Genomic DNA, 21,668 nt, shown 5'->3' with positions numbered 1-21,668 from the left:
GTTCGTCTGCCTGCCTGGAAGTTCCTTGCTCCGGCTGGCTTCGCCAGACGGCTTCCCGGCGTTGGTCGTCGTTCCTTCCGTTTTCAGGCTGGGGCGGCGATGATCAGCGGCATGCGTATGGCCTGCCGTTTTCTCCTGCTCGTTTCGATCGCCGCGTCTGGTTCAGGACCCATCCGGGCCGATGACACCGCGCGCAAGACATACCGTTTCGCCGACGCGCACCTGCACTATGTGGATTTCTTCCAGGACAGCGAAGGCATGGCATCGCTGTTCCGTGCGATGGACGCGGCGAACGTCCGTGACGTCGCCCTCATGGGCATGCCGCTGACCAAGAAATGGCACGAGAACGAGCCGCGCCGTCCGCGCTACTACCTCGGCGATGACGCACCGCTGTACTGGTACAGCGCGACCGATGCCATCCTCGCCGAAGCGGTCCGGTCGCTGCCGGCATCGAAGCGCCGCCGCATCCATCCTTTCCTCAGCGGCATCAATCCCGACGACAAGAACGCGACCCTGCATATCGAGCACATGATCCGCCTGTACCCGGATTTCTGGGAAGGCATCGGCGAGGTCATGACGCGTCACGACCACCTGACCGCGCTGGTGCAGGGTGACGTGCCCAGGGCGGACAGTGAGGCGATGATGCGCATCTACCGCATGGCGGCGCGACATGACCTGCCGGTGCTCCTGCACAGCAATGTCACGTCGTTGCGCGAACGCGACCTGATCTATCTCGACGAACTGCGCAATGCGCTCGAGCGCAATCCGCGTACGCGCATCATCTGGGCGCATGCCGGTACCAGCGGAACGGTCAACCGCTGGCAGGAACGCATGCCCGGCCTGGTCGAGGCCATCGACGCGCTGCTCAGTGAACACGCCAACCTCTGGATCGACCTGTCCTGGTCGGTGCTGGAGCCGCACATCCTGGATGGCGACGACGATCCCCGGCGTGCGTGGCTGGCGCTGGTGCGGAAGCATCCCGACCGTTTCATGCTCGGCAGCGATCTGGTCGGCCGCTTCGATAGCCTGGAACGCACGATGCATCGGTTTGTCGCACTGCTCGACGCGCTGCCGCCAGATGTTGCCCGCAAGGTCGCGCATGACAACTTCATGTCGGTTCTGCCTTCGCGCCCGGCGCGGCTGGGCGAAGCGGAAGGACGCGACGAATAGCCGACGCCCGCGACCTCGCCGCGCTGGCCTGGCGGTTGCGACGGGAACAGCGAAGCGGCCATCGGGCCGCTTCGCGATCGGTTCAAGGGACCAGCGCTCAGGCCGCTTCGGAAGGATGGAACTGTTCCTCTTCGGTGGAGCCCGACAGGGCCGACAGCGAGGACAGGCCGCCGGCGACCACCTGGTTGAGCTGGTCGAAGTAACCGGTGCCGACTTCGCGCTGGTGCTTGGCAGCGGTATAGCCCACCGACTCGGCGGCAAACTCCGCTTCCTGCAGCTCCACGTAGGCGGCCATCTGGCGCTCCCTGTAGCCGCGTGCCAGCGTGAACATCGAATAGTTGAGCGCATGGAAGCCGGCCAGCGTGATGAACTGGAACCGGTAACCCATGGCGGCGATTTCCTTCTGGAAGCGCGCGATGGTGTCCTCGTCGAGGTTCTTCTTCCAGTTGAAGCTCGGCGAGCAGTTGTAGGCCAGCATCTTGCCAGGGAACTTCGCATGGATCGCTTCGGCGAACCGGCGCGCCTGCTCCAGGTCGGGCGTCGAGGTCTCGCACCAGATCAGGTCCGCGTAGGGGGCGTAGGCCAGCCCGCGGCTGATCGCCTGGTCGATGCCCTGGCGGGTTTCGAAGAAGCCTTCGACGGTGCGGCCGCCGGTCAGGAAGGGCTTGTCGTTCCCGTCGATGTCGCTGGTGATCAGCCCGGCGCCCATGGCATCGGTGCGCGCGACAATCAGCGTCGGCACGCCGGCGACGTCGGCGGCGAGGCGGGCGGCGACCAGCTTTTGCACGGCCTCCTGCGTCGGCACCAGCACCTTGCCGCCCATGTGGCCGCACTTCTTGGCGCTGGCCAGCTGGTCCTCGAAGTGCACGCCGGCGGCGCCTGCCTCGATCATGTGCGCCATCAGCTCATAGGCATTGAGCACGCCACCGAAACCGGCTTCGGCGTCGGCGACGATCGGCACCAGCCAGTCGATGTCGTCCTTGCCTTCGGCGTGGTGGATCTGGTCGGCGCGCAGCAGCGTCTTGTTGATCCGGCGCACGACACTGGGTACGGAGTCGACCGGATACAGAGACTGGTCCGGGTACATGGAACCGGATGTGTTGGCGTCGGCGGCGACCTGCCAGCCGCTCAGGTAGATCGCCTGCAGGCCGGCCTTGACCTGTTGCATGGCCTGGTTGCCGGTGAGGGCACCGAGGGCGTTCACGAACGGCTGATCGTGCAGCGAGCGCCACAGGCGTTCGGCGCCGCGGCGGGCCAGCGAATGCTCGACGCTGACCGTGCCGCGCAGGCGCACGACGTCTTCGGCGGAGTAGGGACGGGTGATCCCGTTCCAGCGCGGGTTGTTGCGCCATTCGAGCTGCAGCTGCTGGGAGGTCGGCAGGGTCGTCGTCATGATCTTGTCCTTGGTTCCTGGGAAGGGCGTGGTCGAGGCGGGTGGGCGGGTTCAGGGCAGCCGGTCGTAGGCCGGCAGCGTGAGGAAATCGACGAGGGTGTCGGCGTTGACCGACCGGGCGAGAAGTCCGGCCGCCTCGACCAGGCGTGGATAGCCCGGCGTCGAAGGCGCCAGGTCGCGCTGCAGCTCGGCGAGCACTTCGCCCGACACGGCCGCGTACATTTCCGCGGTGATCCGCGTGCCGTCGTCGAGGCGGGCACCGTGGTGCTGCCACTGCCAAAGCTGGCTGCGCGAGATCTCGGCGGTGGCGGCGTCTTCCATCAGGTGATGGATGGGTACGCAGCCCAGGCCGTCCAGCCAGGCCGCGAGGTAGCGCACGGCGATCTCGATGTTGGCGCGATAGCCGGCCGCCGTGATCGTGCCGGCCGGCACGGCGAGCAGGTCGTCACGGCCGACAATGACGTCGTCGCGGCTGACCTCGAGCTGGTTGGCGTCCGGCATGCAGCGGTCGAATTCGGCCAGCGCGACCGGGATCAGGCCGGGATGCGCGACCCAGGTGCCGTCGTGGCCGGCTTCGGCTTCACGCTTCTTGTCGGCCCGCACCTTCGCCATCGCCGCCTCGTTGGCGACCGGATCGCTGTTGATGGGGATTTGTGCCGCCATGCCGCCCATCGCCAGCGCGCCGCGGCGATGGCATGTCTTGATCAGCAGCTCGGAATAGGCCTTGAGGAAGGGTGCGGTCATGCCGACCTGGCCGCGCTCGGGCAGGACGCGATCGGCGTGCGCGCGCGAAGTCTTGATGGTGGAGAAGATGTAGTCCCAACGCCCGCAGTTCAGGCCGACGATGCGGGTGCGCAGCGCGTGCAGGATCTCGTGCATCTGGAACGCCGCCGGCAGCGTCTCGATCAGCACGGTGACCTTCATCGTGCCCGTCGGCAGCGCCAGCTCGGCCTCGATGTCGTCGAGCACGTCGTTCCACAGCGCCGCTTCGCAGGCATGCTCCAGCTTGGGCAGGTAGAAGAAAGGGCCGAGGCCGCGCGACTGCAGTGCCTGGGCGTTGTGGAAGGCGAACAGGGCGAGGTCGAACAGGCTGGCGCTGACCGGGTGGCCGTCGAGCAGCGCGTGCTTCTCCTCCAGGTGCCAGCCGCGCGGACGCACCATCAGCACGGTGTTGCCGCCACGGAGCTGGTAGTGGCGACCGTCCGGCGCGGTGTATTCGATGCGACCGTCGACGGCGTCCCGCAGGTTGATCTGGCCCTGGATCAGCGCATCCCAGGTCGGCGAGCAGGAATCCTCGAAGTCGGCCATGAATACGCGCGCGCCGGAGTTCAGCGCGTTGATGACCATCTTGCGGTCGACCGGGCCGGTGATTTCGACGCGGCGGTCGCGCAGCACCTCCGGAATCGGCGCGACCTGCCAGTCGCCCTCGCGGATGGACCGGGTGTCGGGATCGAAGTCGGGGAGGTCGCCGGCATCCCAGGCGGCCTGGCGGGCCTGCCGCGCTTCCAGCAACGCGCAGCGGCGGGATTCATAGCGGCGGCCAAGGCGTGCCACAAAGGCTTTCGCCGCCGGGGTCAGAATGCAGTCCTGGCCGGCCGTACCGGCCGGAACGGTGATGCGCAGGGCATCCGAAGGGGTCGAGGCATCCGCTGCCATGGTCGGGATCCAGAAATCGTCGCCGGTGTTGGCGGAAGCCCGACTGTAGGTTTGACGGAACGGCTTTCACAAACCGTTTGTTTCAAACAAACAGTTTGACGATGTTAAAGTAATGGCCAGAATTGGTCCGCAGATCCGGAAACGGCATGCCCGCACAACCCGCCCGTTACTACTACAAAGGCAACCGGCTCAAGCAGTTGCGTGCATTCTGCGCGCTGGTGAAATTCGGCACCCTTTCACGGGCCGCCGACGCGCTCTATCTGGGCCAGTCGGCGGTCAGCCTGCAGTTGAGTGCGCTGGAGGAGGAAATGGCGGTGCCGCTGCTGGAGCGGCAGGGCCGCAACCTGCGCGTCACCCGCGAAGGCATGGCCCTCTACGAGTTGGCACGGCCGCTTATCGAGGGCATCGACGGCATCGACGAATCCCTCCGCCAGACCCTCAGCGGCATGGACACCGGGGAACTGAACATCGCCGCCGGCGAGTCCACCATCCTGCACCTGCTACCCACGCTGGTGCGGCGTAACCGCGAACGCCATCCCGGCGTCCACGTCCACCTGCACAACGTCACCGGCCGCGATGGCCTGGCCCTGATCCGGAACGACCAGGTGGACCTGGCGATCGGCTCGATGCTGGAAGTGCCCCCCGATATCGCCTACGAGCCGGTGTACCACTTCGATCCGATGCTGATCGCGCCGCTGGACCATCCGCTGGCGCAGATCGCCGAGCCGACGCTCGAGGACATCTCGCCGCACGGGCTGATCCTGCCGCCGCGGCGCCTGTCGACATGGCGGCTGGTCGACCTGGTGTTCCAGCAGCGCCGCGTGCCCTACAAACTGGCGCTGGAAGTGGGCGGCTGGGAAGTCATCAAGCAGTACGTCGCGATGGGCCTGGGCATCTCGATCGTCACCGGCTTCTGCCTGACTGCCTCGGACCGCGAGCGCCTGCTGGTGCGCAACCTTCGCGCCTATTTCCCGCAGCGCAGCTACGGCGTCGTCGTCCGCAAGGGCCGCGTCCTGACGCCGCACGCGCGGCGCTTCGTCGACCTCGTCAAGCCGGGCCTGTTCACCCGCGGCCATTCCGATCCTGGCCATTCCGAACGCTGACGGTGCACCTGTCTCGGGGGCAGGGACCTTCCATCCGGCAACGAAACACCGAACACAGTCGATGTGACGCTGGCGGCGCATCCGCCTACACTGTCCGGCCGATTTACAGCCCACGGACAGCCCGATGCCGGCCAGCAGCCCACTCATCAGCAACGACATCGTCGTCTTCGGACTCATCGCCGCGACGCTCGGCCTGATCTTCTGGACGGCGACCGGACCGACATCCTGGCTTAAGCGCTTCTACACCTACGTGCCGGCCCTGCTGCTGTGCTACTTCATCCCGGCCATCTACAACACCACCGGCCTGATCGATGGTCTCAACAGCAGCATTTACAAGCCGCTGTCCCGTGACGTGTTCCTGCCGGCGGCGCTGGTGCTGCTGACGCTGTCGATCGACCTCAAGGGGATCATCCGCCTGGGGCCGAAGCTGCTGCTGGTGTTTCTCGCAGGCACCCTGGGTATTTTCCTGGGCGGTCCGATCGCCTTCATCGTCATGGGCTGGATCCATCCGGAAACCGTCGCTGGCGACACCTGGGCCGGCATGGCGGCACTGGCCGGCAGCTGGATCGGTGGCGGCGCCAACATGGTCGCCATGCGCGAGGTGTTCAACGTCGACGCGACGACGTTCGGACAGTTCGCGGTCGTGGACGTCGCCGTGGCAAGCACCTGGATGGCGGTGCTGCTCTATCTGGCCGGACAGTCAGAGCGCATCGACCGCCGCACCGGTGCCGACACCCGCGCGCTCGACGAGATGCGTGAGCGCGTCGCGCGCTACCAGGCGGAGAACGCGCGCATCCCGACACTGGCCGACCTGATGGTGATTGTCGGCGTTGCCTTCGGGCTCGTTGCGCTGGCCCATCTCATCGCCGAACCGCTGGCGGGCTGGTTCGGTCGCAACGTCGCCTGGGCCGCGCGTTTCAGCCTTGATTCCGCCTTCGTCTGGGTGGTGGTGCTCGCGACGACGTTCGGGCTGTGCCTGAGCTTCACGCGTGCGCGCGCCCTGGAAAGTGCCGGTGCCTCGAAGATCGGTTCCATCCTGCTGTATTTCCTGATCGCCTCGATCGGCATGCAGATGGACCTGGCGGCGCTGCTCGACAAGCCCTGGCTGTTCCTGCTCGGCGCCATCTGGATGCTGGTGCACATCCTGCTGATCTGGCTGGTGGCGCGCTGGCTGCGCGTGCCGCTGTTCTATTTCGCCATCGGTTCGCAGGGCAACATCGGTGCCGCGGCGTCGGCGCCGGTGGTGGCCGCCGCTTTCCATCCGAGCCTGGCGCCGGTCGGCGTGCTCCTCGGTACGGTCGGCTATGCGACCGGCACCTACCTGGCCTACCTGCTCGGCCAGATCCTGCGCTGGCTGGCCGGAGCCTGACCGCGCCCGACTCGCCGGGCGTGGCTGCGGCGGGATCGGGGAGGACTCAGCCGTCCTCGAATCCGTTGGCGAAAACGGTGTCGTCGTCCAGCAGCTCCTCGAGTTCCAGCGTCACCGTGTTGTTCGACGGCTCCGGATCGATGATGCCGCCGACCACGGCGGAAAAGCTGTTGCTCAGCGTGCCGCTGGCGCTGGCTGATACGGTGCCCGTGATCTCGTAGGTCGCCGAACCGCCGGCAGGCAGGCTGATGACGTGCGTGATGTTGCCGCTGCCGCTGGCCGGACAGGTCGCGCCACCGCTCGGGGTGCAGGTCCAGGCCGGGCTGGTGAACGCCGCCGGGAAGACGTCGACGATGGTGGTGCTGGTGGCCGCGGCCGGACCGGCATTGTCGACCACCACGGTATAGGTCAAGGGCTGACCGGGCGTGTAGCCTTCGGCGTCCGCGGTCATGTCGACGGCGACATCGGCTTCCGGATCGACGACGGGGCAGTCGATCACCGCACGGATCACCCAGTCGCCGGCCACGCCCAGGGAGGCCGAGTTGAACCACATGTACGTGCCCGGGGCGAGCATTGCATATAGGCCGTTCCGGTTCGGCTGCACGCCGTCGGAATCCCGGACGACGCTGGGCGCGACGAGCTGCTCCGGCTCATGGTCGAAGGTGAAGCTGACGACCAAGGTTTCGTTTTCGGCGACGTCCACTGCCAGCGGCACGAGGTTGTTCTCGTCGACGTAGCGCCACTCGTTGAGGGCACCGTCCGCGAGCACGGGACCGGCGATGGTTTCCACCAGCGCCCCGGGCGTCGGGAAGGTGCCGCTGCGGAAGATCTCGATGGAATCGTGGATGCTCTGGCCGCTGGTGCCGCTTGGCGAGCGCCAGAAGATCTGTACCGCCCGCAGCGTGCCGTTGCAGGGCGAAGTCAGCCAGGACGCGGCCTTCTCGCCTTCGACGAATCCCCAGACGATGGCGGCGGTACCGAAATCGGTGAGCGAATCGTTCTTGACCGTCACCTCCGCCGCACCCGCATATGCGCTGGCCAAGGCCAGCATTCCCGCAGCAACGATTCTCATGACCCCTCCCAAGGCTGATCCGGTGCATTGGCTGCTGCCAGCCTAGGGCCGTTGCCGACCTGTGACCGTGATGCAGCGCACGTCCGGTCCTGACGACGGGGGGACGGGCTTCAGTGCTGGCGATTGACCAACTGCAGGGCGACGGCGCGCAGCAGCGTGCTGTCACCGGGCAGGCCTTCCAGCGCCTTCAGGGCGCGTGCCAGCAGTTCCTGCGCGCGCGCCTGCGCGGCTTCGACGCCGAGCAGCGCCGTGTAGGTCGGCTTGCCGCGTTCGCGGTCGGCGCCAACCGCCTTGCCGGTGACGGCGACGTCGCCGATCTCGTCAAGCACGTCGTCCTGGATCTGGAATGCCAGGCCGATATCGGCGCCGTAGCGGTCGAGTCGTGCCTGCTGCGTCGGCCCTGCGTCGCCGGCGAGCGCACCGAGGCGGACCGCGGCCTGGATCAGCGCGCCGGTCTTGAGGCTGTGCATGTGGCTGAGCGAGTCGAGGTCCGGCGACTGGTCGACCATGGCCAGATCCAGTGCCTGGCCGCCGGCCATGCCGGCCGCACCGGCGGCACGGGCAAGTTCGCGGCACTGCGCCAGCACCACGTCGGCGCTGGCGCCGGCGTCCACGCCCCGCGTGATGACTTCAAAGGCCAGCGCCTGCAAGGCATCGCCGGCGAGGATCGCGGTGGCTTCGTCGTAGGCCTTGTGGACCGTCGGCTGTCCCCGGCGCAGGTCATCGTCGTCCATGGCGGGAAGATCGTCATGGACCAGCGAGTAGGCATGCACCAGCTCGATGGCGACAGCGGCCGCGTCGAGATGGTCGAGGGGCGCGCCACAGGCCTGGCCGGCGCCATACACCAGCAACGGGCGAAGGCGCTTGCCGCCGGCCATCACGCCGTGGCCCATGGCGTCGAGCAGTCGGGGTGGCACGCCGCTGCCGGCATGCAGGACGCGGCTGAGGTGTTCGTCGCAGCGCTGGCGCAGCGACTGGATCGGATTGCTCACGGGCGCAGGCGCAGGGTCAGGCGTCGGGATCGAAGGCGACCGCGCTGTCTGGATCGGCGGCATCGAGCAGTTGCCGCACCTTGAGGTCGGCCTGGTCGAGCGCGCGCTGGCATTGCCGGTACAGCGCGATGCCGCGCTCGAAATTGCCCAGCGAGTCGTCGAGGCTGAGCTCACCGGTTTCCATCCGTGCCACCAGGCCTTCGAGTTCGCCCAGGGCATTCTCGAATTCGGCAACCGGCAAGGCGTCCTGCGCGGGAGTGGCGGTCGGGGTCTTGGACATGCGGGGAAAGGTAAACGTGCGCCCGGCGGCGGTCAACGGGGGGCGCCCGCGGGCGTGAAGCGCAGGGTCATGCCCTGTGCTTCGAGCTGGCGCGCAAACGCGCCCGCGAGGACGACATCGGCGAAGGCGACCGCTTCACCGGCCTGCCATATCACCGGCCAGCGTGCACGCTCCCAGGTCGGCACGCGGAGTTCCTGGAACAGCAGCCGCAGTTCGCGTCGCGGGCCTTGCTCATGCACGCGCAGGCGTTCGCCGCCGCGACGCGACGACACCCTCAGCGGAAGCGGCTGCACAGGTGGCGGATCCAGTGCCAGCCGTGAACCGTCTGGCAGCGCCAGCACACCGCGGCCATCCCAGTCGATGCGGTACTCCAGCGGCGAATCCGCGCCCGCCTGCAACAGATGTAGATGGCCCTGGAAGCGGCGCAGCACATGCGTGCCCAGCAGCAGTCGGGGATCGGCGTCGATGGCCGCGCCGATCACTTCGCGGTCGATCTGCGCCAGGCGCGCGGCGCCGGTGTCGGGCACGCCGAGCCGTTGCAGCCACAGGCGCAAGGTCGCCCAGCGCTGTGGCCGCGGCGCATCGCTCAGGGGGGCAAGCGCCAGCACTTCGGGGCGCAGCGTAGTCGCCCGGGCCAGCCATTGTCCGGCGACAGCGAGTTCCAGCGCCTGCGCGTCGGCCATGCGCTCGGCCGCCTGAGCGAGCACGGCATCGACCTGCGGCCAGCGCGGGCGAAGCGCGGGAAGGATGTCGTGGCGAAGGTGGTTGCGGTCATATTCGCCGGTCGCGTTGCCCGGATCGTCGAGCCATGCCAGTCCGGCGTGTCGTGCATGGCGTTCCAGGCCCGCGCGTGGAGTCGCGAGCAGCGGCCGCCATACGCGCAGTCCGTCGTCGCGTTCGCTCCACATCCGCATCGCCGCCAGGCCGGTCGGCCCGGCGCCGCGCAACAGCCGCAGCAGGACGGTTTCCGCCTGGTCGTCGCGATGATGGGCCAGCACGATAATGTCGTCGTGGCCAGCCTGCTCGCGGAAGGCCTGCCAGCGTGCGCGGCGCGCGGCGCCTTCCGGGCCCTCGCCTTCAACGGTCACCTGCACGCGTTGCACGAGGATCGGGATGCCCAGGCCGGCGCAGACGCCGGCGCAGTGCTCCGCCCAGCGGCGGCTGTCGGGTTGAAGGCCATGATCGACGTGGATCGCGCGCAGGTCGCGGGCACGGGCTTCAGGCAGCGCGGCGAGCGCATGCAGCAGCACGGTCGAATCCATGCCGCCGCTGAAGCCGACCAGCAGGCGACCGGCCGGCAGGCCGGCCAGTGCGTGGGCGATGTCGCGGAGGATGTCCATGCCGGGCCGTTGTCCCGCCCGCGGCAAGCGGTCAGCCGCCGTGGTAGGCGCCGTAGCCGCGCAGGCGCGCGTAGCGGCGTTCACCCCGCTCCTGCACGGTCAGGCGGTCGAGCTGCTCGAGTTCGTCCAGCAGCGCGCCCTTCAATGTCTGCGCCATCGCTTCGGGATCGCGATGGGCGCCGCCCAGTGGCTCCGGCAGGATGCGGTCCACCAGCCCCAGTTCGTGCAGGCGCTGCGAGGTGATGCCGAGGGCCTCGGCGGCGTCCTTGGCCTTCTCCGCGGTCTTCCAGAGGATCGAGGCGCACCCTTCCGGCGATATCACCGAATAGGTCGAGTACTGCAGCATCAGCGTGCGGTCGCCGACGCCGATCGCCAGCGCGCCGCCGGAGCCGCCTTCGCCGATCACGGTGCAGACCACCGGCACCTTCAGCTGCGCCATCACCATCAGGTTGCGCGCGATGGCTTCGGACTGGCCGCGTTCCTCGGCGCCGACACCGGGGTAGGCGCCAGGGGTGTCGATCAGGGTCAAGATGGGCAGGCCGAAGCGGTCGGCCATCTCCATCAGGCGCAGCGCCTTGCGGTAGCCCTCCGGACGCGGCATGCCGAAGTTGCGGCGGATCTTTGACTTGGTGTCACGGCCCTTCTGGTGGCCGATGACCATCACGCTGCGGCCGTCGATGCGCCCAAGGCCGCCGACGATCGCCGGGTCGTCCGCATAGGCGCGGTCGCCTGCCAGTTCCTGGAACTCGTCGCAGATGCGCTCGATGTAGTCCAGGGTGTATGGACGGCCCGGGTGGCGCGCCAGCTGCGCGACCTGCCAGGGCGTCAGGTTGGCGAAGATCTGCTCCGTGCGCGCCGTGAGCTTGGCGCGCAGCTTCGCGACCTCGTCCTCGATATTCATCGCGCTGCCATGGCTGGTCTGGCGAAGATCGGCGATCTTCGCCTCCAGTTCGGCGATGGGCTGCTCGAAATCGAGGACGTTCGGATTCATCGAGATGTCGGGCGTGGGACAGCTTGGCAGTATAGCAGCGGCTTCCTGGCCGGCCGGCAGGACGGTGTCGCTGCCGTCACCCGGGTAGGGCAGCTCCCTTGCCACGACGGAAGCCTTGCGCCGCAGGTGCGAGGGCCAGCGGCCGGATCAGCCGGCGCCGGCTGCGCCGACCTGGCGCAGCCAGTCCTGCAGGTTGTAGTAGTTGCTGACGCGGGTGATGCGGCCGTCGCGAAGGTCGAAGAACGCGCCGCCGGGCAGCACGTAGGCCTGACCCTGGGCCTCGGGCAGCCCGTCGTCGGTGGCCAGGTAGCGGCCGTGCACCGTGTATTCCGCGGCGGCCCGGCTGCCGTCGGCGCTGGCGAGGACCACGATGTCCTCCAGGCGTTCGCGGTAGCTGCGCTGCATGCGCGCCAGGAATTCGCGGAAGGCCTGGCGGCCGGTCTCGCGCGGGCCCTGGTTGAGGTCATGGACGACGTCTTCATCGAGCAGGGCAAGCATGGCTTCCCAGTCGCCCCCGTTGAAGGCGTTGTAATAGCGCTCGACCAGCTGGCGGGCGGCGTCGGCGTCGATCATGGCGGACCGGTCCTCGTACGGATATTGCGAGGCGGCAAGTCTAGCCGCAGCGGATCGCGTCCGCCGGGGCCCGGAAGGCGCGCGCGGTCGCAGCGGTTACAATCCGGCGCAAGACACAGGAGTGGCCATGTGGTACCTGATCCTCGGTTGTGACGCGCCCGACACCCTGCCGCAGCGCCTGGCGGCGCGCGGCGAACACCTGGCGCGCCTGCAGGCCCTGCGCGATGCCGGGCGCCTGCTGCTGGCGGGACCGCTGCCAGCCGTCGACGCCGAGGACCCGGGGCCGGCCGGATTCACCGGCAGCCTCATCGTCGCCGAGTTCGAGGACCTGGCCGCGGCACAGGCCTTTGCCGAGGCCGATCCCTATGTGAAGGCCGGCGTGTACGCGTCGGTCGAGGTCAGGCCGTTCCGCCAGGTCCTGCCCTGAGTTCCGCGTCCCGTCCCGGGTCAGCCGTCGCGCCAGCGCGCCGGGTGCCGCGGTCCGGGAACTGTCCGCCCCGAATCTGGTCGATGCCGCCGTGAACAAGATCGCCCGTCTCATCCTGCTCGCCCTTCCCCTGACCGTTCCGCTGGCTGCGTGCAATCGCGATGCCGGACCTCGCGCCGACGCAAGTACCGTGACGGCACCGCTGCCGCTGGCCGACGCCGACAAGGTCGTGGCACGCGTCGATGGCCTGGCCATCACCCAGCCGCTGCTCGAGGCGCTCGCGCGCGGACGCGGCCTGGACCTTGCCGATCCGGCGCAGCGCACGCGTGCCTTGGACGAACTGGTCGAGTACGCGGTGCTGGTCGCCGCGGCCCGCCGCGATGAAAGCGTCGCCGACGCCGCCGCCCGGGCCGATGTCGAACTCAACGCCCTGGCCGGCCGGGCCAATGTGGTCATGGGTCGCCTCGGCGCGCGCCATGAGCCGGACGAAGCCGATCTGCGGGCGGAATACGACCAGCAGATGCAGGTCAACGGGGATCGCGAATACCAGGTCGCGCACCTGCTGTTCGCCGAGGAAGGACCGGCCCTGTCGGCCGCCGGCGCGGTGCTGACCGGCACGCCGTTCGAGGACGTGCGCACGCAGTTCGGCAGCCAGGCCCGGCAGGCGGTGGACCTGGGCTGGATCAAGCTCGGCCAGGTGCCGGAGGAATTCGCCGCCGCGCTGCGCGAGATGGAGCCGGGCCAGACCACGCCGGTTCCGGTGCAGACGCCCTACGGCTGGCATGTCATCCACCTGATGGACCGGCGTCCATTCTCGCCGCCGCCGTTCGAGCAGGTGCGCGAAGGCATCCGCCGCATGCTGGTGTCGCGTGACACCCGCGCCGAAGTGGACGCGCTCAAGGCGCGGGCACGGATCGACATCTCCGTTCCCTGATCCTCACGCCTGCTTCCGGAAGCAGGCGTAAGCTCCTGATCGGAAACAGGTTGCGGCCGCGGGGCGCGTCGGGGAAGTGTGTCCGCCCGCACGCCTGGCGGCGGCAGCGTCGGATGGCGCTGATATACTCGCGCGCCCGTCGTGGCGCTTTGCAACCGGCCACGAACCCCGATCGCATGGCCTCTGCGGTCGCCGCGCGCGGCCCGGTCCCAGGATGTTCCCAAACGCATGCGTCTGAGCACGATCAAACTGTCCGGGTTCAAGTCCTTTGTCGATCCGACAACCCTGCACCTGCCCACCAACCTGACCGGCATCGTCGGTCCGAACGGTTGCGGCAAGTCGAACATCATCGACGCCATCCGCTGGGTCATGGGCGAAAGCGCGGCCAGCCGCCTGCGCGGCGATTCGCTCACCGACGTGATCTTCTCCGGTTCGAACGCACGCAAGCCGGTCGGTACCGCGACCGTGGAACTGGTGTTCGACAACTCCGACGGCAGCATCGTCGGCGAGTACGCCAATTTCGCCGAGATCTCCGTCAAGCGCAGCGTTTCCCGCGACGGCAGCTCCAGCTATTTCCTCAACGGAACGCGCTGCCGCCGCCGCGACATCACCGACCTGTTCCTCGGCACCGGCCTGGGCCCGCGCAGCTACGCGATCATCGAGCAGGGCATGATCTCGGAGATCGTCGAGGCGGCGCCGGAACAGCTGCGCGTGCACCTTGAAGAGGCGGCCGGCATTTCCAAGTACAAGGAACGCCGCCGCGAGACCGAGAACCGCATCCGCCACACGCGCGAGAACCTCGAACGCCTCAGCGACCTGCGCGAGGAAATCGGCAAGCAGATCGAACACCTGCGCCGCCAGGCGCGCGCCGCCGAGCGCTGGCAGGAACTCAAGGCCGAGCACGCGCGCAAGGAAGCGGAACTGAAACTGCTGGAACTGCGCCGGCATGAAAACGAGCTCGGCACCGAAGGTGGCAGCCTGGGCGAGCAGGAAACCGAACTGGAACGCCTGGTCGCCGAGCAGCGGGAAGTCGAAGCGGCGATGGAAACGCTGCGCGAGCAGCAGGCCGAGGCCGCCGAGCGCTTCAACGCCGTGCAGGCCGAAAGCTACCGCGTCGCCGGCGAGATCGCCCGCATCGAGCAGACACTCAACCACCAGCGCGACCTGGCCGAGCGCCTGCAGCGACAGCAGGCCGAGACGGCGCAGACGCTGTCGGAAATCGAAGGCCACATCCAGGCCGACGAGGGCCAGATCGAAGACCTGGTGCTCGCCATCGAGGAAGCCGAGCCGCGCCTGTCAGGCGCCCGCGAACAGGCCGAACAGGCCGGCGAAGCCCTGCGCAACGCCGAGGCGGCGCTGGCCGACTGGCAGTCGCGCCAGGATGGTTACGCGCGCTCGGCGCACGAAGCCTCGCGCGCCGCCGAAGTCGAGCGCGCGCGCATCGACCTGCTCGACAAGCAGCTGCTCGATGCCGGACGACGCCTGGCTGCGCTGTCCGACGAGCGCACGCGCAACGACGCCGACGCGCTGAATGCCGCGCTGGCGGAACTGGAAAACAGCGAAGCGGAGCTGCGCGAGCGCCTGGAACAGGCGACCGCGGACCTGGAAACGCGTCGCCAGGCCTTCGCCGATGCCGAACGCGCCGAACAGCAGGCGCAGGCGCAACTGTCTGAACTGCGCAAGCGCGACCAGGGCCTGCGCGGTCGCCTCTCGGCACTGGAGGCCCTTCAGCACGCGGCGCTGGGCGACGACCAGCCGGAGCGCAAGGCGCTGCTGCAGCGACTGGGCCTGGGTGGTGGCCGCCGACTCGGTGCGGCGCTCAAGGTCGATGCCGGCTGGGAGCGCGCTGTTGAAACCGTGCTGGCAGGCTGGCTGGACGCTGCTCTGCAGGATGACCCGGACGCCTTCGTGCAGGCCATCGCCGGCGAGGCCGACCAGGCCTTCAGCATCGTCGCCGACCGCGAAGGCGCGCGCGGCGCCGCAGGCAGCCTGGCCGCGCATGTCGTCGGACCTGCGGCCGCGCTTCGACTGCTGGCACGGGTGCGCGCCGTCGAGGACATCGATGCCGCACGCCGGCTGCTGCCCTCGCTGCCCGAGGATGAATCGGCGATCACGCCGGACGGCGTCTGGTTGGGCCGCGATTTCGTACGCACGGTGCGTGGCAACGGCGGCCAGGCCGGCATGCTCGCGCGCGAGAACGAGATCGCCGCCGTGCGTGCCGAGCTGGACGCGCTGGCGGCGCAGGCCGAAGAACTGGAACAGCAGCTGGCCGAACTGAAGGACGGCAAGCGCGCCTCCGAAATCGAACGCGACGACGCGCAGCGTGCGCTCTACCAGGCGCATCGCGCGCTGAGCGAGATGGCCGGTTCCCTGAGCAGCCAGCGCGGCCGCCTGGAAACCGCCGAACGCCGCCTGACGCAGATCGACGACGAAGTGGTGGCGCTTCAGGCGCAGCTGGAGCAGGGCCAGATCGAGGTCAGCGAAGGGCGCGCGCGCCTGGAAGAAGCGCTCACGCGCATGGGCGACCTGGAGTCCGAACGCACGCAGCTGGAAGGCGAGCGGCGCAGCCTGCTGGACGCGCGTGAGCAGGCCCGCCACGCCGCCGATCGCGCCCGCGGCGAGTTGCATGCCGTCGACCGCGAGCTGGAAGCGCGGCGTTCCGCGCTGGGCTCGCTGCGCCAGGCGCTGGCGCGCATGCAATCGCAGCAGCAGCAACTGACGACGCGCGCGCAGCAGATCGCCGAACAGCTGGCACAGACGCAGTCGCCGCAGGACGAACTGCAGCGCAGCCGGCAGTTGCTGCTCGACCAGCGCGTGCTGGTCGACAAGGATCTGGCCGCGGCACGGCAGGCGATGGAAAGTGGCGAAGCGGAGTTCCGCCGCTACGAACAGAGCCGCCACCGCCTCGAACGCCAGGTCGCCGAACTGCGCGAAGGCATCACCCAGGCGCGCATGCGCGTGCAGGCCGCGCAATTGCGCGCCGAGGCGCTGGCGCAGGACGTCGCCGAAGCCGGCTTCGACCGCAACGAACTGCTCAACACGCTGCCCGACGATGCCGATCCGAAAGTCTGGTCGGCGGCGCTGGAGGACCTCGACGGCAAGATCCGCCGCCTCGAACCGGTCAACCTCGCGGCCATCCAGGAATTCGAGGAGCAGGGCAAGCGCAAGGAGTACCTCGACAGCCAGAACGCCGACCTCACGGCGGCGCTGGAGACGCTCGAGAATGCGATCCGCAAGATCGACCGTGAGACGCGCAGCCGTTTCAAGGACACCTTCGACCGCGTCAACGCCGGCATGCAGCAACTGTTTCCGCGCCTGTTCGGTGGCGGCCACGCCTACCTTGAACTGACCGGCGACGACCTGCTGACCACCGGCGTGGCGATCATGGCGCGACCACCCGGCAAGCGCGTGTCGAACATCTCGCTGCTTTCCGGCGGCGAAAAGGCGTTGACCGCGGCGTCGCTGGTGTTCTCGATCTTCCGCCTCAACCCGGCGCCGTTCTGCCTGCTCGACGAGGTGGACGCACCGCTCGACGAGGCCAATGTCGGCCGCTTCTGCGACATGGTCCGCGAGATGAGCGAGAACGTGCAGTTCCTCTGCGTCACCCACAACAAGGTGACGATGGAGGCGGCGCGCCAGCTGTGCGGCGTCACCATGCGCGAGCCGGGCGTGTCGCGCCTGGTCACGGTCGATCTCGCCGAAGCATCGGAACTGGCTGGCGTCGCCTGAACGTATCCGGCGCACGTCCGACCGGAAGCGTGCAGCAGCGCAACAATCCTGCAATCATCCACACGTCCCAGCGGATGTCGTCATGAGCAACCAGTTGACCTTGACCCTGATCATCCTGGCCGTCGGATTCGCGGTCGTGCTGCCGGCCGTGTACTGGTGGAGCACGCGGTCCTCGGTCCCTGTGGATCGTCCCCGCGAAACCCGCCGCGGGTTCGCATCGAGCCGCGTCGAACCCGGCTTCGGCGATGCCGTGGACGACGAGGTCGAGGGCGTCGGCATCGATCCGGACCTGCGCTCCCAGCTCGACGAGCTGGGCCAGCTGCTGGCCGAGGACGAGCGCGAGCCCGGACAGGAATCGCTGTTCGACGACGACGAGGCGGCGCCGGCACCGGTGCGTCATGACGGGCCGCAGCCGGGCGCGCGGCCGAACAAGCAGTTCGACCGCATCATCACGCTGTTCGTGCTGGCCAGGCCGGACCAGGTCCTGCGCGGCACCGACCTGGTTGTCGTCGCCGAGAAGGTCGGCCTGGTCTATGGCGACATGGGGATCTACCACCGCCTGATCGACGGCCGCGAGAAGGAAGGCCCGATCTTCAGCATGGCGAACATCGCCAAGCCCGGCAGTTTCGACCTCAGTGACCTGTCGGCGCTGGAAACGCCGGGCCTGACCCTGTTCATGACCCTGCCGGGCCCGCTTCCGGCGCTGGATGCCTGGAACTCGATGCTGCCGGTGGCGCAGCGCGTCGCCGACCTGCTCGACGCCGACCTGCTCGACGAGTCGCGCAATCCGCTGGTCGAACAGACCGTCGCCTACCTGCGCAACGAGATGCGTACCTACGATCGCGAGCAGGAACGCAACCACATCCGCGACGCCTGGTAGGCCGGAAGAATCCAACGGGGACAGTGGCGGCCGGGCATCGATCCGGCCGTTGCTTTTCAGCCGCCGAACAGCTGTTCGGCGCGGCGGAACAGGATCCAGCCGGTGGCGATGTACTTGTCACCGCGGGCCGGCGTGTTGCCGCGATGGGTGTGCGTGAACGCCGTCGGCGCCAGCAATGCGCTGCCGGTGCGCGGCTCGACCAGCCGCTGCTGATACAGGAACTCGGTCTCGCCGGCACCGAAGCCGTCGTTGAGGTACAGCGTCCACAGCAGGTGGCGGTGCAGCGTCTCGGCGTCGGTGCCGCGCGGATACAGTTCGCAGTGCCAGTACGGGTAGCCGCCGCGTCCGGCGCTGTAGCGCTGAAGGTTCACCGGACCGGGCCGGAAGACGTGCTGGACCACCGGGCCGAGGGCGTCGTCGTCGAGGCGGTCGAACAATCCGGCATCCAGGCGCCGTGGTTCGCCAGTCGCCGGGTCGATGACCTCGAGCATCAATGGCGCGATCAGCGCATGGCGGTATTTGCGCAGGTATTGCAGCAACGCCGAGAACACCGCGGTATTGATCGCCGCCTCGACGTCGTTCCAGCCGGGCAGGCCGGAGATGGAGAGGTCGCGGCTGTCCTTCAGTTCGGTGAATACGCCGCCGCCGACGCGGCCGGGCTGGACGGCGTCGCTGGCGTCGAAGCGTTCGATCACCTGCCGGCAGAAGCCGGCATCGAGGGCGTCGGGGTACACCTCGATGAAGTCCGCCGCCCCGGTCATGGCCGGCGGTCCGCTCAGCGAAGCTCGAGGGTCAGGTGCGGCTTGATGGCCGCCACCATCGCTTCAAGGACGCGCAGGTTGCCGGCCACGATGTGCCCGTTGTTCATGTAGCGGTCGCCGCCGGTGAAATCGGTGCAGCGGCCACCGGCCTCGCGCACCATCAGCTGGCCGGCTGCCATGTCCCATGGCTTCAGCCCGATCTCGAAGAACGCATCGGTGCGGCCGGCGGCGACATAGGCCAGGTCCAGCGCCGCCGATCCGGTGCGTCGCACGTCCTCGGCCTGCTGCGTGTCCAGCAGCTCGCGCAACATGGCCAGCTGCGCATCCAGGTGCTTGCGCTGGCGGAACGGCAGGCCGGTGGTGATCAGCGCACCTTCCAGCGACTTGCGGTCGCTGACGCGCATGCGGCGGTCGTTGAGGAACGCGCCACCGCCGGCGCTGGCGGTGAACAGCTCGTTGCGGATCGGATCGAAGATCACCCCCAGCTCGGCCTGGCCGCGCACCATCTGCGCGATCGAGATGCAGAAGTGCGGGAAGCCGCGCAGGTAGTTGTGCGTGCCGTCCAGCGGGTCGATGACCCAGACGGTGTCGCCCTTGCCGCGGGCGCCGCTTTCTTCGGCGAGGATGGCGTGGCGCGGATAGGCGCGCGTCAGTTCCTTTATGATTTCCGCCTCGGCCTGGCGATCCACTTCGCTGGCGAAATCGAATCGGTCCTTTTCGGCGACAGGGATCGCGTCAAGGCGCGCCATGCGACGGAGGATGACGTTGCCGGCGGCGCGGGCGGCCTTTACCGCCACCGTGAGTGCGGGTTTGATCATGACGGAACTGGAAAAGATCGTAGGGACAGGACGGCGGATGCCGGGCATCGGCCTGCGGTCGCGAAGTGTACCCGAGGCGGGCGGCCGCTGTCCTGAAGGAACGCCCCTATGAGCCTGCTCGACCGCGTCCGTGTCGTCCTCATCGAGACCACGCAGCCGGGCAACATCGGCTCCTCGGCCCGGGCCATGAAGACCATGGGCCTGGACCGCCTGCACCTGGTCGCGCCGCGCCTGTTCCCGCACGACGAAGCCACTGCCCTGGCCGCCGGCGCGACGGACGTGCTGGACCGGGCCGTGCTGCACGGGGCCCTTGACCCGGCCATCGCCGATTGCCAGCTGCTGGTCGGCGCCAGCGCCCGGCGGCGGGGCGTGGCGCTGCCGGAACTGTCGCCGCGGGAAGCGGCCGCGGCGCTGCTCGACGCCGCGCGCGGCGGCGTCGAGGTCGGCCTGCTGTTCGGCACCGAGCGCACCGGCCTGAGCAACGAGGAACTGCAGCGCTGCCATGCCTGCGTGCGCATTCCGGCCAATCCGGCGTACTCGTCGCTGAACCTATCGCAGGCGGTGCAGGTGCTGTCCTACGAGCTTCGCATCGCCGCGCTGGACTCGGGAGAGGTCGTCGATCCCGATCCCGAAGCCGGCCCGCGCGAGCGGCCCGCCACCAGCGCCGAGATGGAAGGCTTCTTCCGCCATCTGGACGAAGCGCTGCACGCCATCGATTTCCACAAGGGAAAGGATGGTACGACCATCACGCGCCGCCTGCGCCGCCTGTTCCTGCGCGCGCAGATGAGCGAGCGCGAAGTGGCGATCCTGCACGGCGTCCTCGCCGACACCGAACGCATGGCCAGGCTGGCCGGCCGCGGCTGAACGCTCAGGACACGGCATTTTCCGGCGTTCCGGTCCCGACCACCCGGTCGCGCTGGCGCGCCAGCAGCGGCGCCACGCGCGGAATGGTGATCATGGTGCTGGCCACGGCCATCAGCAGCATCGCCGTGAAAGTCGCCGAGGTGATGATCGACTTGTCGAGCAGCACGTTGACGAAAATGATCAGGATCAGCGCCTTGGTCTGCAGCAGCCAGCCGACCAGCGTGGCGTCACCGCGTGGCCAGTGCAGGATGCGGGCGGCGAGGTGCACGCCGGCCAGCTTGCCGGCCACCGAGACCAGCAGCAGCAGGCCGGCGACCAGGAACACCGCGGCACCGCCGGTTTCCCAGGTCGTGCGCAGGCCGGTGCTCAGGAAGAACACCGGCATCAGCACCAGCAGCACATGGTTGCGCAACTGGTCCATGTGGTCCTGGCGGAACCAGTGGCCGTCGATCACCACGCCGGCCAGGAAGGCGCCGACCATGAAGTGCAGCCCGGCCCAGTCGGCCCCGAAGGCGCAGATGCACAGCCAGATCGGCAGCACGTACCAGCGGTCGCGTTCGGGAATCGCCCGCATCACGCGCCGGAAGCCGATGCAGGCGACCGCGAATACGGCGAGGAACGCGCCCTGGCGGCCGATGCGTTCCCAGTCCATCAGGATGAAGGCGAGCACCGCCCAGATCGCGATGTCGTCCAGGCTGGCGTAGCGCAGCATGCGCTGGCCCAGAGGCTGTCGCAGGATCTGCAGTTTCTCCATCAACAGGATCAGGATCGGCAGCGCCGTCACCGCGCAGGACATGCCGATGCCGACGACGAACTGCCAGGGCTGCGCAGCGCTGCCGACCCATCCGGGCCAGCGCATCAACAGCAACGCCAGCAGCGAGCCCGCCAGCAGCGGCACGAACAGGGCGAGGCCGGCGGTGATGCCGGTTTCGCGCCGGTTGCGCCAGGTCTTGACCAGGTCCAGCTCGATGCCGGCGATGCAGACGAACAGCATCACCGCCCACCAGGCCAGGCCGTTGAGGGCGGTGATCACTTCGGGCCGGAATATGAAAGTGTAATAGTCCGGAAAAGCCGCGCCGAGCACGCCGGGGCCGAGCAGGATACCGGCGACGATCTGCACCACCACCAGCGGCGCCCAGTAGTCCGTGCGGGCCAGCCGCCAGATCAGGTAGGGCACGGTGAAGATGATCGCCATCGCGATCAGGAAAAGCTCCGTGGTCGTGATCGTGTGCATGGGGCCTCCGTCGGTGCGCGCAGCCTAGCTGGAAAGCGCGCACCACGTCTCGCCGCCGCCCGGTTCGCGGGCGGCCGCCGGC

General features: G+C 68.6%; 19 protein-coding genes. 8 read left to right on the top strand and 11 right to left on the bottom strand.

The window, feature by feature from the left end:
- Positions 1–111: 111 nt before the first annotated feature.
- Positions 112–1,170, top strand: a complete 1,059-nt coding sequence (locus EDC25_RS04855; protein WP_205984923.1) for an amidohydrolase family protein — start codon at positions 112–114, stop codon at positions 1,168–1,170.
- A gap of 97 nt (positions 1,171–1,267) precedes the next feature.
- On the opposite strand, the gene aceA is transcribed toward EDC25_RS04855, so the two are convergent.
- Together aceA and aceB are read right to left on the bottom strand one after the other, a co-directional pair.
- The gene (aceA, locus tag EDC25_RS04850; RefSeq protein WP_123521617.1) at positions 1,268–2,563 is read right to left on the bottom strand and encodes an isocitrate lyase; all 1,296 of its coding nucleotides are present in this window, start codon (positions 2,561–2,563) and stop codon (positions 1,268–1,270) included.
- A 51-nt stretch (positions 2,564–2,614) separates the two neighbouring features.
- On the bottom strand, positions 2,615–4,219 hold the full coding sequence (gene aceB / locus EDC25_RS04845) for a malate synthase A (protein WP_123521618.1): 1,605 nt from the start codon (positions 4,217–4,219) through the stop codon (positions 2,615–2,617).
- Between the two features lie 146 nt (positions 4,220–4,365).
- On the opposite strand from aceB, the gene EDC25_RS04840 reads away from it, so the two are divergent.
- Together EDC25_RS04840 and EDC25_RS04835 are read left to right on the top strand one after the other, a co-directional pair.
- On the top strand, positions 4,366–5,322 hold the full coding sequence (locus tag EDC25_RS04840; protein ID WP_123521619.1) for a LysR family transcriptional regulator: 957 nt from the start codon (positions 4,366–4,368) through the stop codon (positions 5,320–5,322).
- Positions 5,323–5,446: 124 nt separating this feature from the next.
- Complete coding sequence (locus EDC25_RS04835) at positions 5,447–6,691, top strand: DUF819 family protein (RefSeq protein ID WP_123521620.1); 1,245 nt, start codon at positions 5,447–5,449, stop codon at positions 6,689–6,691.
- 46 nt (positions 6,692–6,737) lie between these two features.
- Here the strand turns inward: EDC25_RS04835 and EDC25_RS04830 are convergent, their stop codons facing one another.
- From EDC25_RS04830 to EDC25_RS04805, 6 genes are all read right to left on the bottom strand, one after another.
- Positions 6,738–7,763 carry a DUF11 domain-containing protein gene (locus tag EDC25_RS04830; RefSeq protein WP_132577273.1) on the bottom strand — a complete coding sequence of 342 codons (1,026 nt, stop codon included), beginning with the start codon at positions 7,761–7,763 and terminating at the stop codon, positions 6,738–6,740.
- A gap of 110 nt (positions 7,764–7,873) precedes the next feature.
- A complete protein-coding gene (locus tag EDC25_RS04825; RefSeq protein WP_240639632.1) occupies positions 7,874–8,755 on the bottom strand; it encodes a polyprenyl synthetase family protein in 882 nt (293 codons plus the stop codon).
- 16 nt (positions 8,756–8,771) lie between these two features.
- A complete protein-coding gene (locus EDC25_RS04820; RefSeq protein WP_123521623.1) occupies positions 8,772–9,035 on the bottom strand; it encodes an exodeoxyribonuclease VII small subunit in 264 nt (87 codons plus the stop codon).
- Between the two features lie 32 nt (positions 9,036–9,067).
- Positions 9,068–10,375, bottom strand: coding sequence for a tRNA lysidine(34) synthetase TilS (gene tilS, locus EDC25_RS04815; RefSeq protein WP_123521624.1), 1,308 nt, complete (start codon positions 10,373–10,375; stop codon positions 9,068–9,070).
- 31 nt (positions 10,376–10,406) lie between these two features.
- Positions 10,407–11,366 carry an acetyl-CoA carboxylase carboxyltransferase subunit alpha gene (locus tag EDC25_RS04810; protein WP_123521625.1) on the bottom strand — a complete coding sequence of 320 codons (960 nt, stop codon included), beginning with the start codon at positions 11,364–11,366 and terminating at the stop codon, positions 10,407–10,409.
- Positions 11,367–11,513: 147 nt separating this feature from the next.
- Entirely contained in the window at positions 11,514–11,939 is a 426-nt protein-coding gene (locus EDC25_RS04805) for a ketosteroid isomerase-related protein (RefSeq protein WP_123521626.1), read from the bottom strand.
- Between the two features lie 127 nt (positions 11,940–12,066).
- On the opposite strand from EDC25_RS04805, the gene EDC25_RS04800 reads away from it, so the two are divergent.
- The 4 genes from EDC25_RS04800 to zipA all read left to right on the top strand — a co-directional run bounded on the left by EDC25_RS04800 (position 12,067) and on the right by zipA (position 17,909).
- Entirely contained in the window at positions 12,067–12,366 is a 300-nt protein-coding gene (locus EDC25_RS04800; protein ID WP_123521627.1) for a YciI family protein, read from the top strand.
- A 91-nt stretch (positions 12,367–12,457) separates the two neighbouring features.
- Positions 12,458–13,300: a peptidylprolyl isomerase gene (locus EDC25_RS04795; protein ID WP_123521628.1), complete on the top strand. Its 843-nt coding sequence runs from the start codon at positions 12,458–12,460 to the stop codon at positions 13,298–13,300.
- Positions 13,301–13,528: 228 nt separating this feature from the next.
- On the top strand, positions 13,529–17,029 hold the full coding sequence (smc, locus tag EDC25_RS04790) for a chromosome segregation protein SMC (protein WP_123521629.1): 3,501 nt from the start codon (positions 13,529–13,531) through the stop codon (positions 17,027–17,029).
- Positions 17,030–17,111: 82 nt separating this feature from the next.
- On the top strand, positions 17,112–17,909 hold the full coding sequence (gene zipA / locus EDC25_RS04785) for a cell division protein ZipA (RefSeq protein WP_123521630.1): 798 nt from the start codon (positions 17,112–17,114) through the stop codon (positions 17,907–17,909).
- Positions 17,910–17,965: 56 nt separating this feature from the next.
- On the opposite strand, the gene EDC25_RS04780 is transcribed toward zipA, so the two are convergent.
- Complete coding sequence (locus tag EDC25_RS04780; protein ID WP_123521631.1) at positions 17,966–18,670, bottom strand: 2OG-Fe(II) oxygenase; 705 nt, start codon at positions 18,668–18,670, stop codon at positions 17,966–17,968.
- A gap of 14 nt (positions 18,671–18,684) precedes the next feature.
- The gene (locus EDC25_RS04775; protein ID WP_123521632.1) at positions 18,685–19,488 is read right to left on the bottom strand and encodes an inositol monophosphatase family protein; all 804 of its coding nucleotides are present in this window, start codon (positions 19,486–19,488) and stop codon (positions 18,685–18,687) included.
- Positions 19,489–19,596: 108 nt separating this feature from the next.
- Here EDC25_RS04775 and EDC25_RS04770 point away from each other — a divergent pair, with 108 nt between their 5' ends.
- Positions 19,597–20,352 carry an RNA methyltransferase gene (locus EDC25_RS04770; protein ID WP_123521633.1) on the top strand — a complete coding sequence of 252 codons (756 nt, stop codon included), beginning with the start codon at positions 19,597–19,599 and terminating at the stop codon, positions 20,350–20,352.
- A 4-nt stretch (positions 20,353–20,356) separates the two neighbouring features.
- Here EDC25_RS04770 and EDC25_RS04765 read toward each other — a convergent pair whose 3' ends face one another.
- Positions 20,357–21,586 carry a cation:proton antiporter gene (locus EDC25_RS04765; protein WP_123521634.1) on the bottom strand — a complete coding sequence of 410 codons (1,230 nt, stop codon included), beginning with the start codon at positions 21,584–21,586 and terminating at the stop codon, positions 20,357–20,359.
- Positions 21,587–21,668 lie beyond the last annotated feature (82 nt).

The sequence above is a fragment of the Pseudofulvimonas gallinarii genome (assembly GCF_004343305.1).
In the GTDB taxonomy this organism is placed as follows: domain Bacteria; phylum Pseudomonadota; class Gammaproteobacteria; order Xanthomonadales; family UBA2363; genus Pseudofulvimonas; species Pseudofulvimonas gallinarii.
This window is presented reverse-complemented; position numbering and strand designations above follow the sequence as displayed.

Coding starts and splice junctions, on each gene's coding strand:
- EDC25_RS04770 (WP_123521633.1), top strand. CDS start 19,597: ATGAGCCTGCTCGACCGCGTCCGTGTCGTCCTCATCGAGACCACGCAG.
- EDC25_RS04835 (WP_123521620.1), top strand. CDS start 5,447: ATGCCGGCCAGCAGCCCACTCATCAGCAACGACATCGTCGTCTTCGGA.
- EDC25_RS04840 (WP_123521619.1), top strand. CDS start 4,366: ATGCCCGCACAACCCGCCCGTTACTACTACAAAGGCAACCGGCTCAAG.
- EDC25_RS04765 (WP_123521634.1), bottom strand. CDS start 21,586: ATGCACACGATCACGACCACGGAGCTTTTCCTGATCGCGATGGCGATC.
- smc (WP_123521629.1), top strand. CDS start 13,529: ATGCGTCTGAGCACGATCAAACTGTCCGGGTTCAAGTCCTTTGTCGAT.
- aceA (WP_123521617.1), bottom strand. CDS start 2,563: ATGACGACGACCCTGCCGACCTCCCAGCAGCTGCAGCTCGAATGGCGC.
- tilS (WP_123521624.1), bottom strand. CDS start 10,375: ATGGACATCCTCCGCGACATCGCCCACGCACTGGCCGGCCTGCCGGCC.
- EDC25_RS04780 (WP_123521631.1), bottom strand. CDS start 18,670: ATGACCGGGGCGGCGGACTTCATCGAGGTGTACCCCGACGCCCTCGAT.
- EDC25_RS04775 (WP_123521632.1), bottom strand. CDS start 19,488: ATGATCAAACCCGCACTCACGGTGGCGGTAAAGGCCGCCCGCGCCGCC.
- EDC25_RS04810 (WP_123521625.1), bottom strand. CDS start 11,366: ATGAATCCGAACGTCCTCGATTTCGAGCAGCCCATCGCCGAACTGGAG.
- zipA (WP_123521630.1), top strand. CDS start 17,112: ATGAGCAACCAGTTGACCTTGACCCTGATCATCCTGGCCGTCGGATTC.
- EDC25_RS04820 (WP_123521623.1), bottom strand. CDS start 9,035: ATGTCCAAGACCCCGACCGCCACTCCCGCGCAGGACGCCTTGCCGGTT.
- EDC25_RS04830 (WP_132577273.1), bottom strand. CDS start 7,763: ATGAGAATCGTTGCTGCGGGAATGCTGGCCTTGGCCAGCGCATATGCG.
- EDC25_RS04805 (WP_123521626.1), bottom strand. CDS start 11,939: ATGATCGACGCCGACGCCGCCCGCCAGCTGGTCGAGCGCTATTACAAC.
- aceB (WP_123521618.1), bottom strand. CDS start 4,219: ATGGCAGCGGATGCCTCGACCCCTTCGGATGCCCTGCGCATCACCGTT.
- EDC25_RS04855 (WP_205984923.1), top strand. CDS start 112: ATGCGTATGGCCTGCCGTTTTCTCCTGCTCGTTTCGATCGCCGCGTCT.
- EDC25_RS04800 (WP_123521627.1), top strand. CDS start 12,067: ATGTGGTACCTGATCCTCGGTTGTGACGCGCCCGACACCCTGCCGCAG.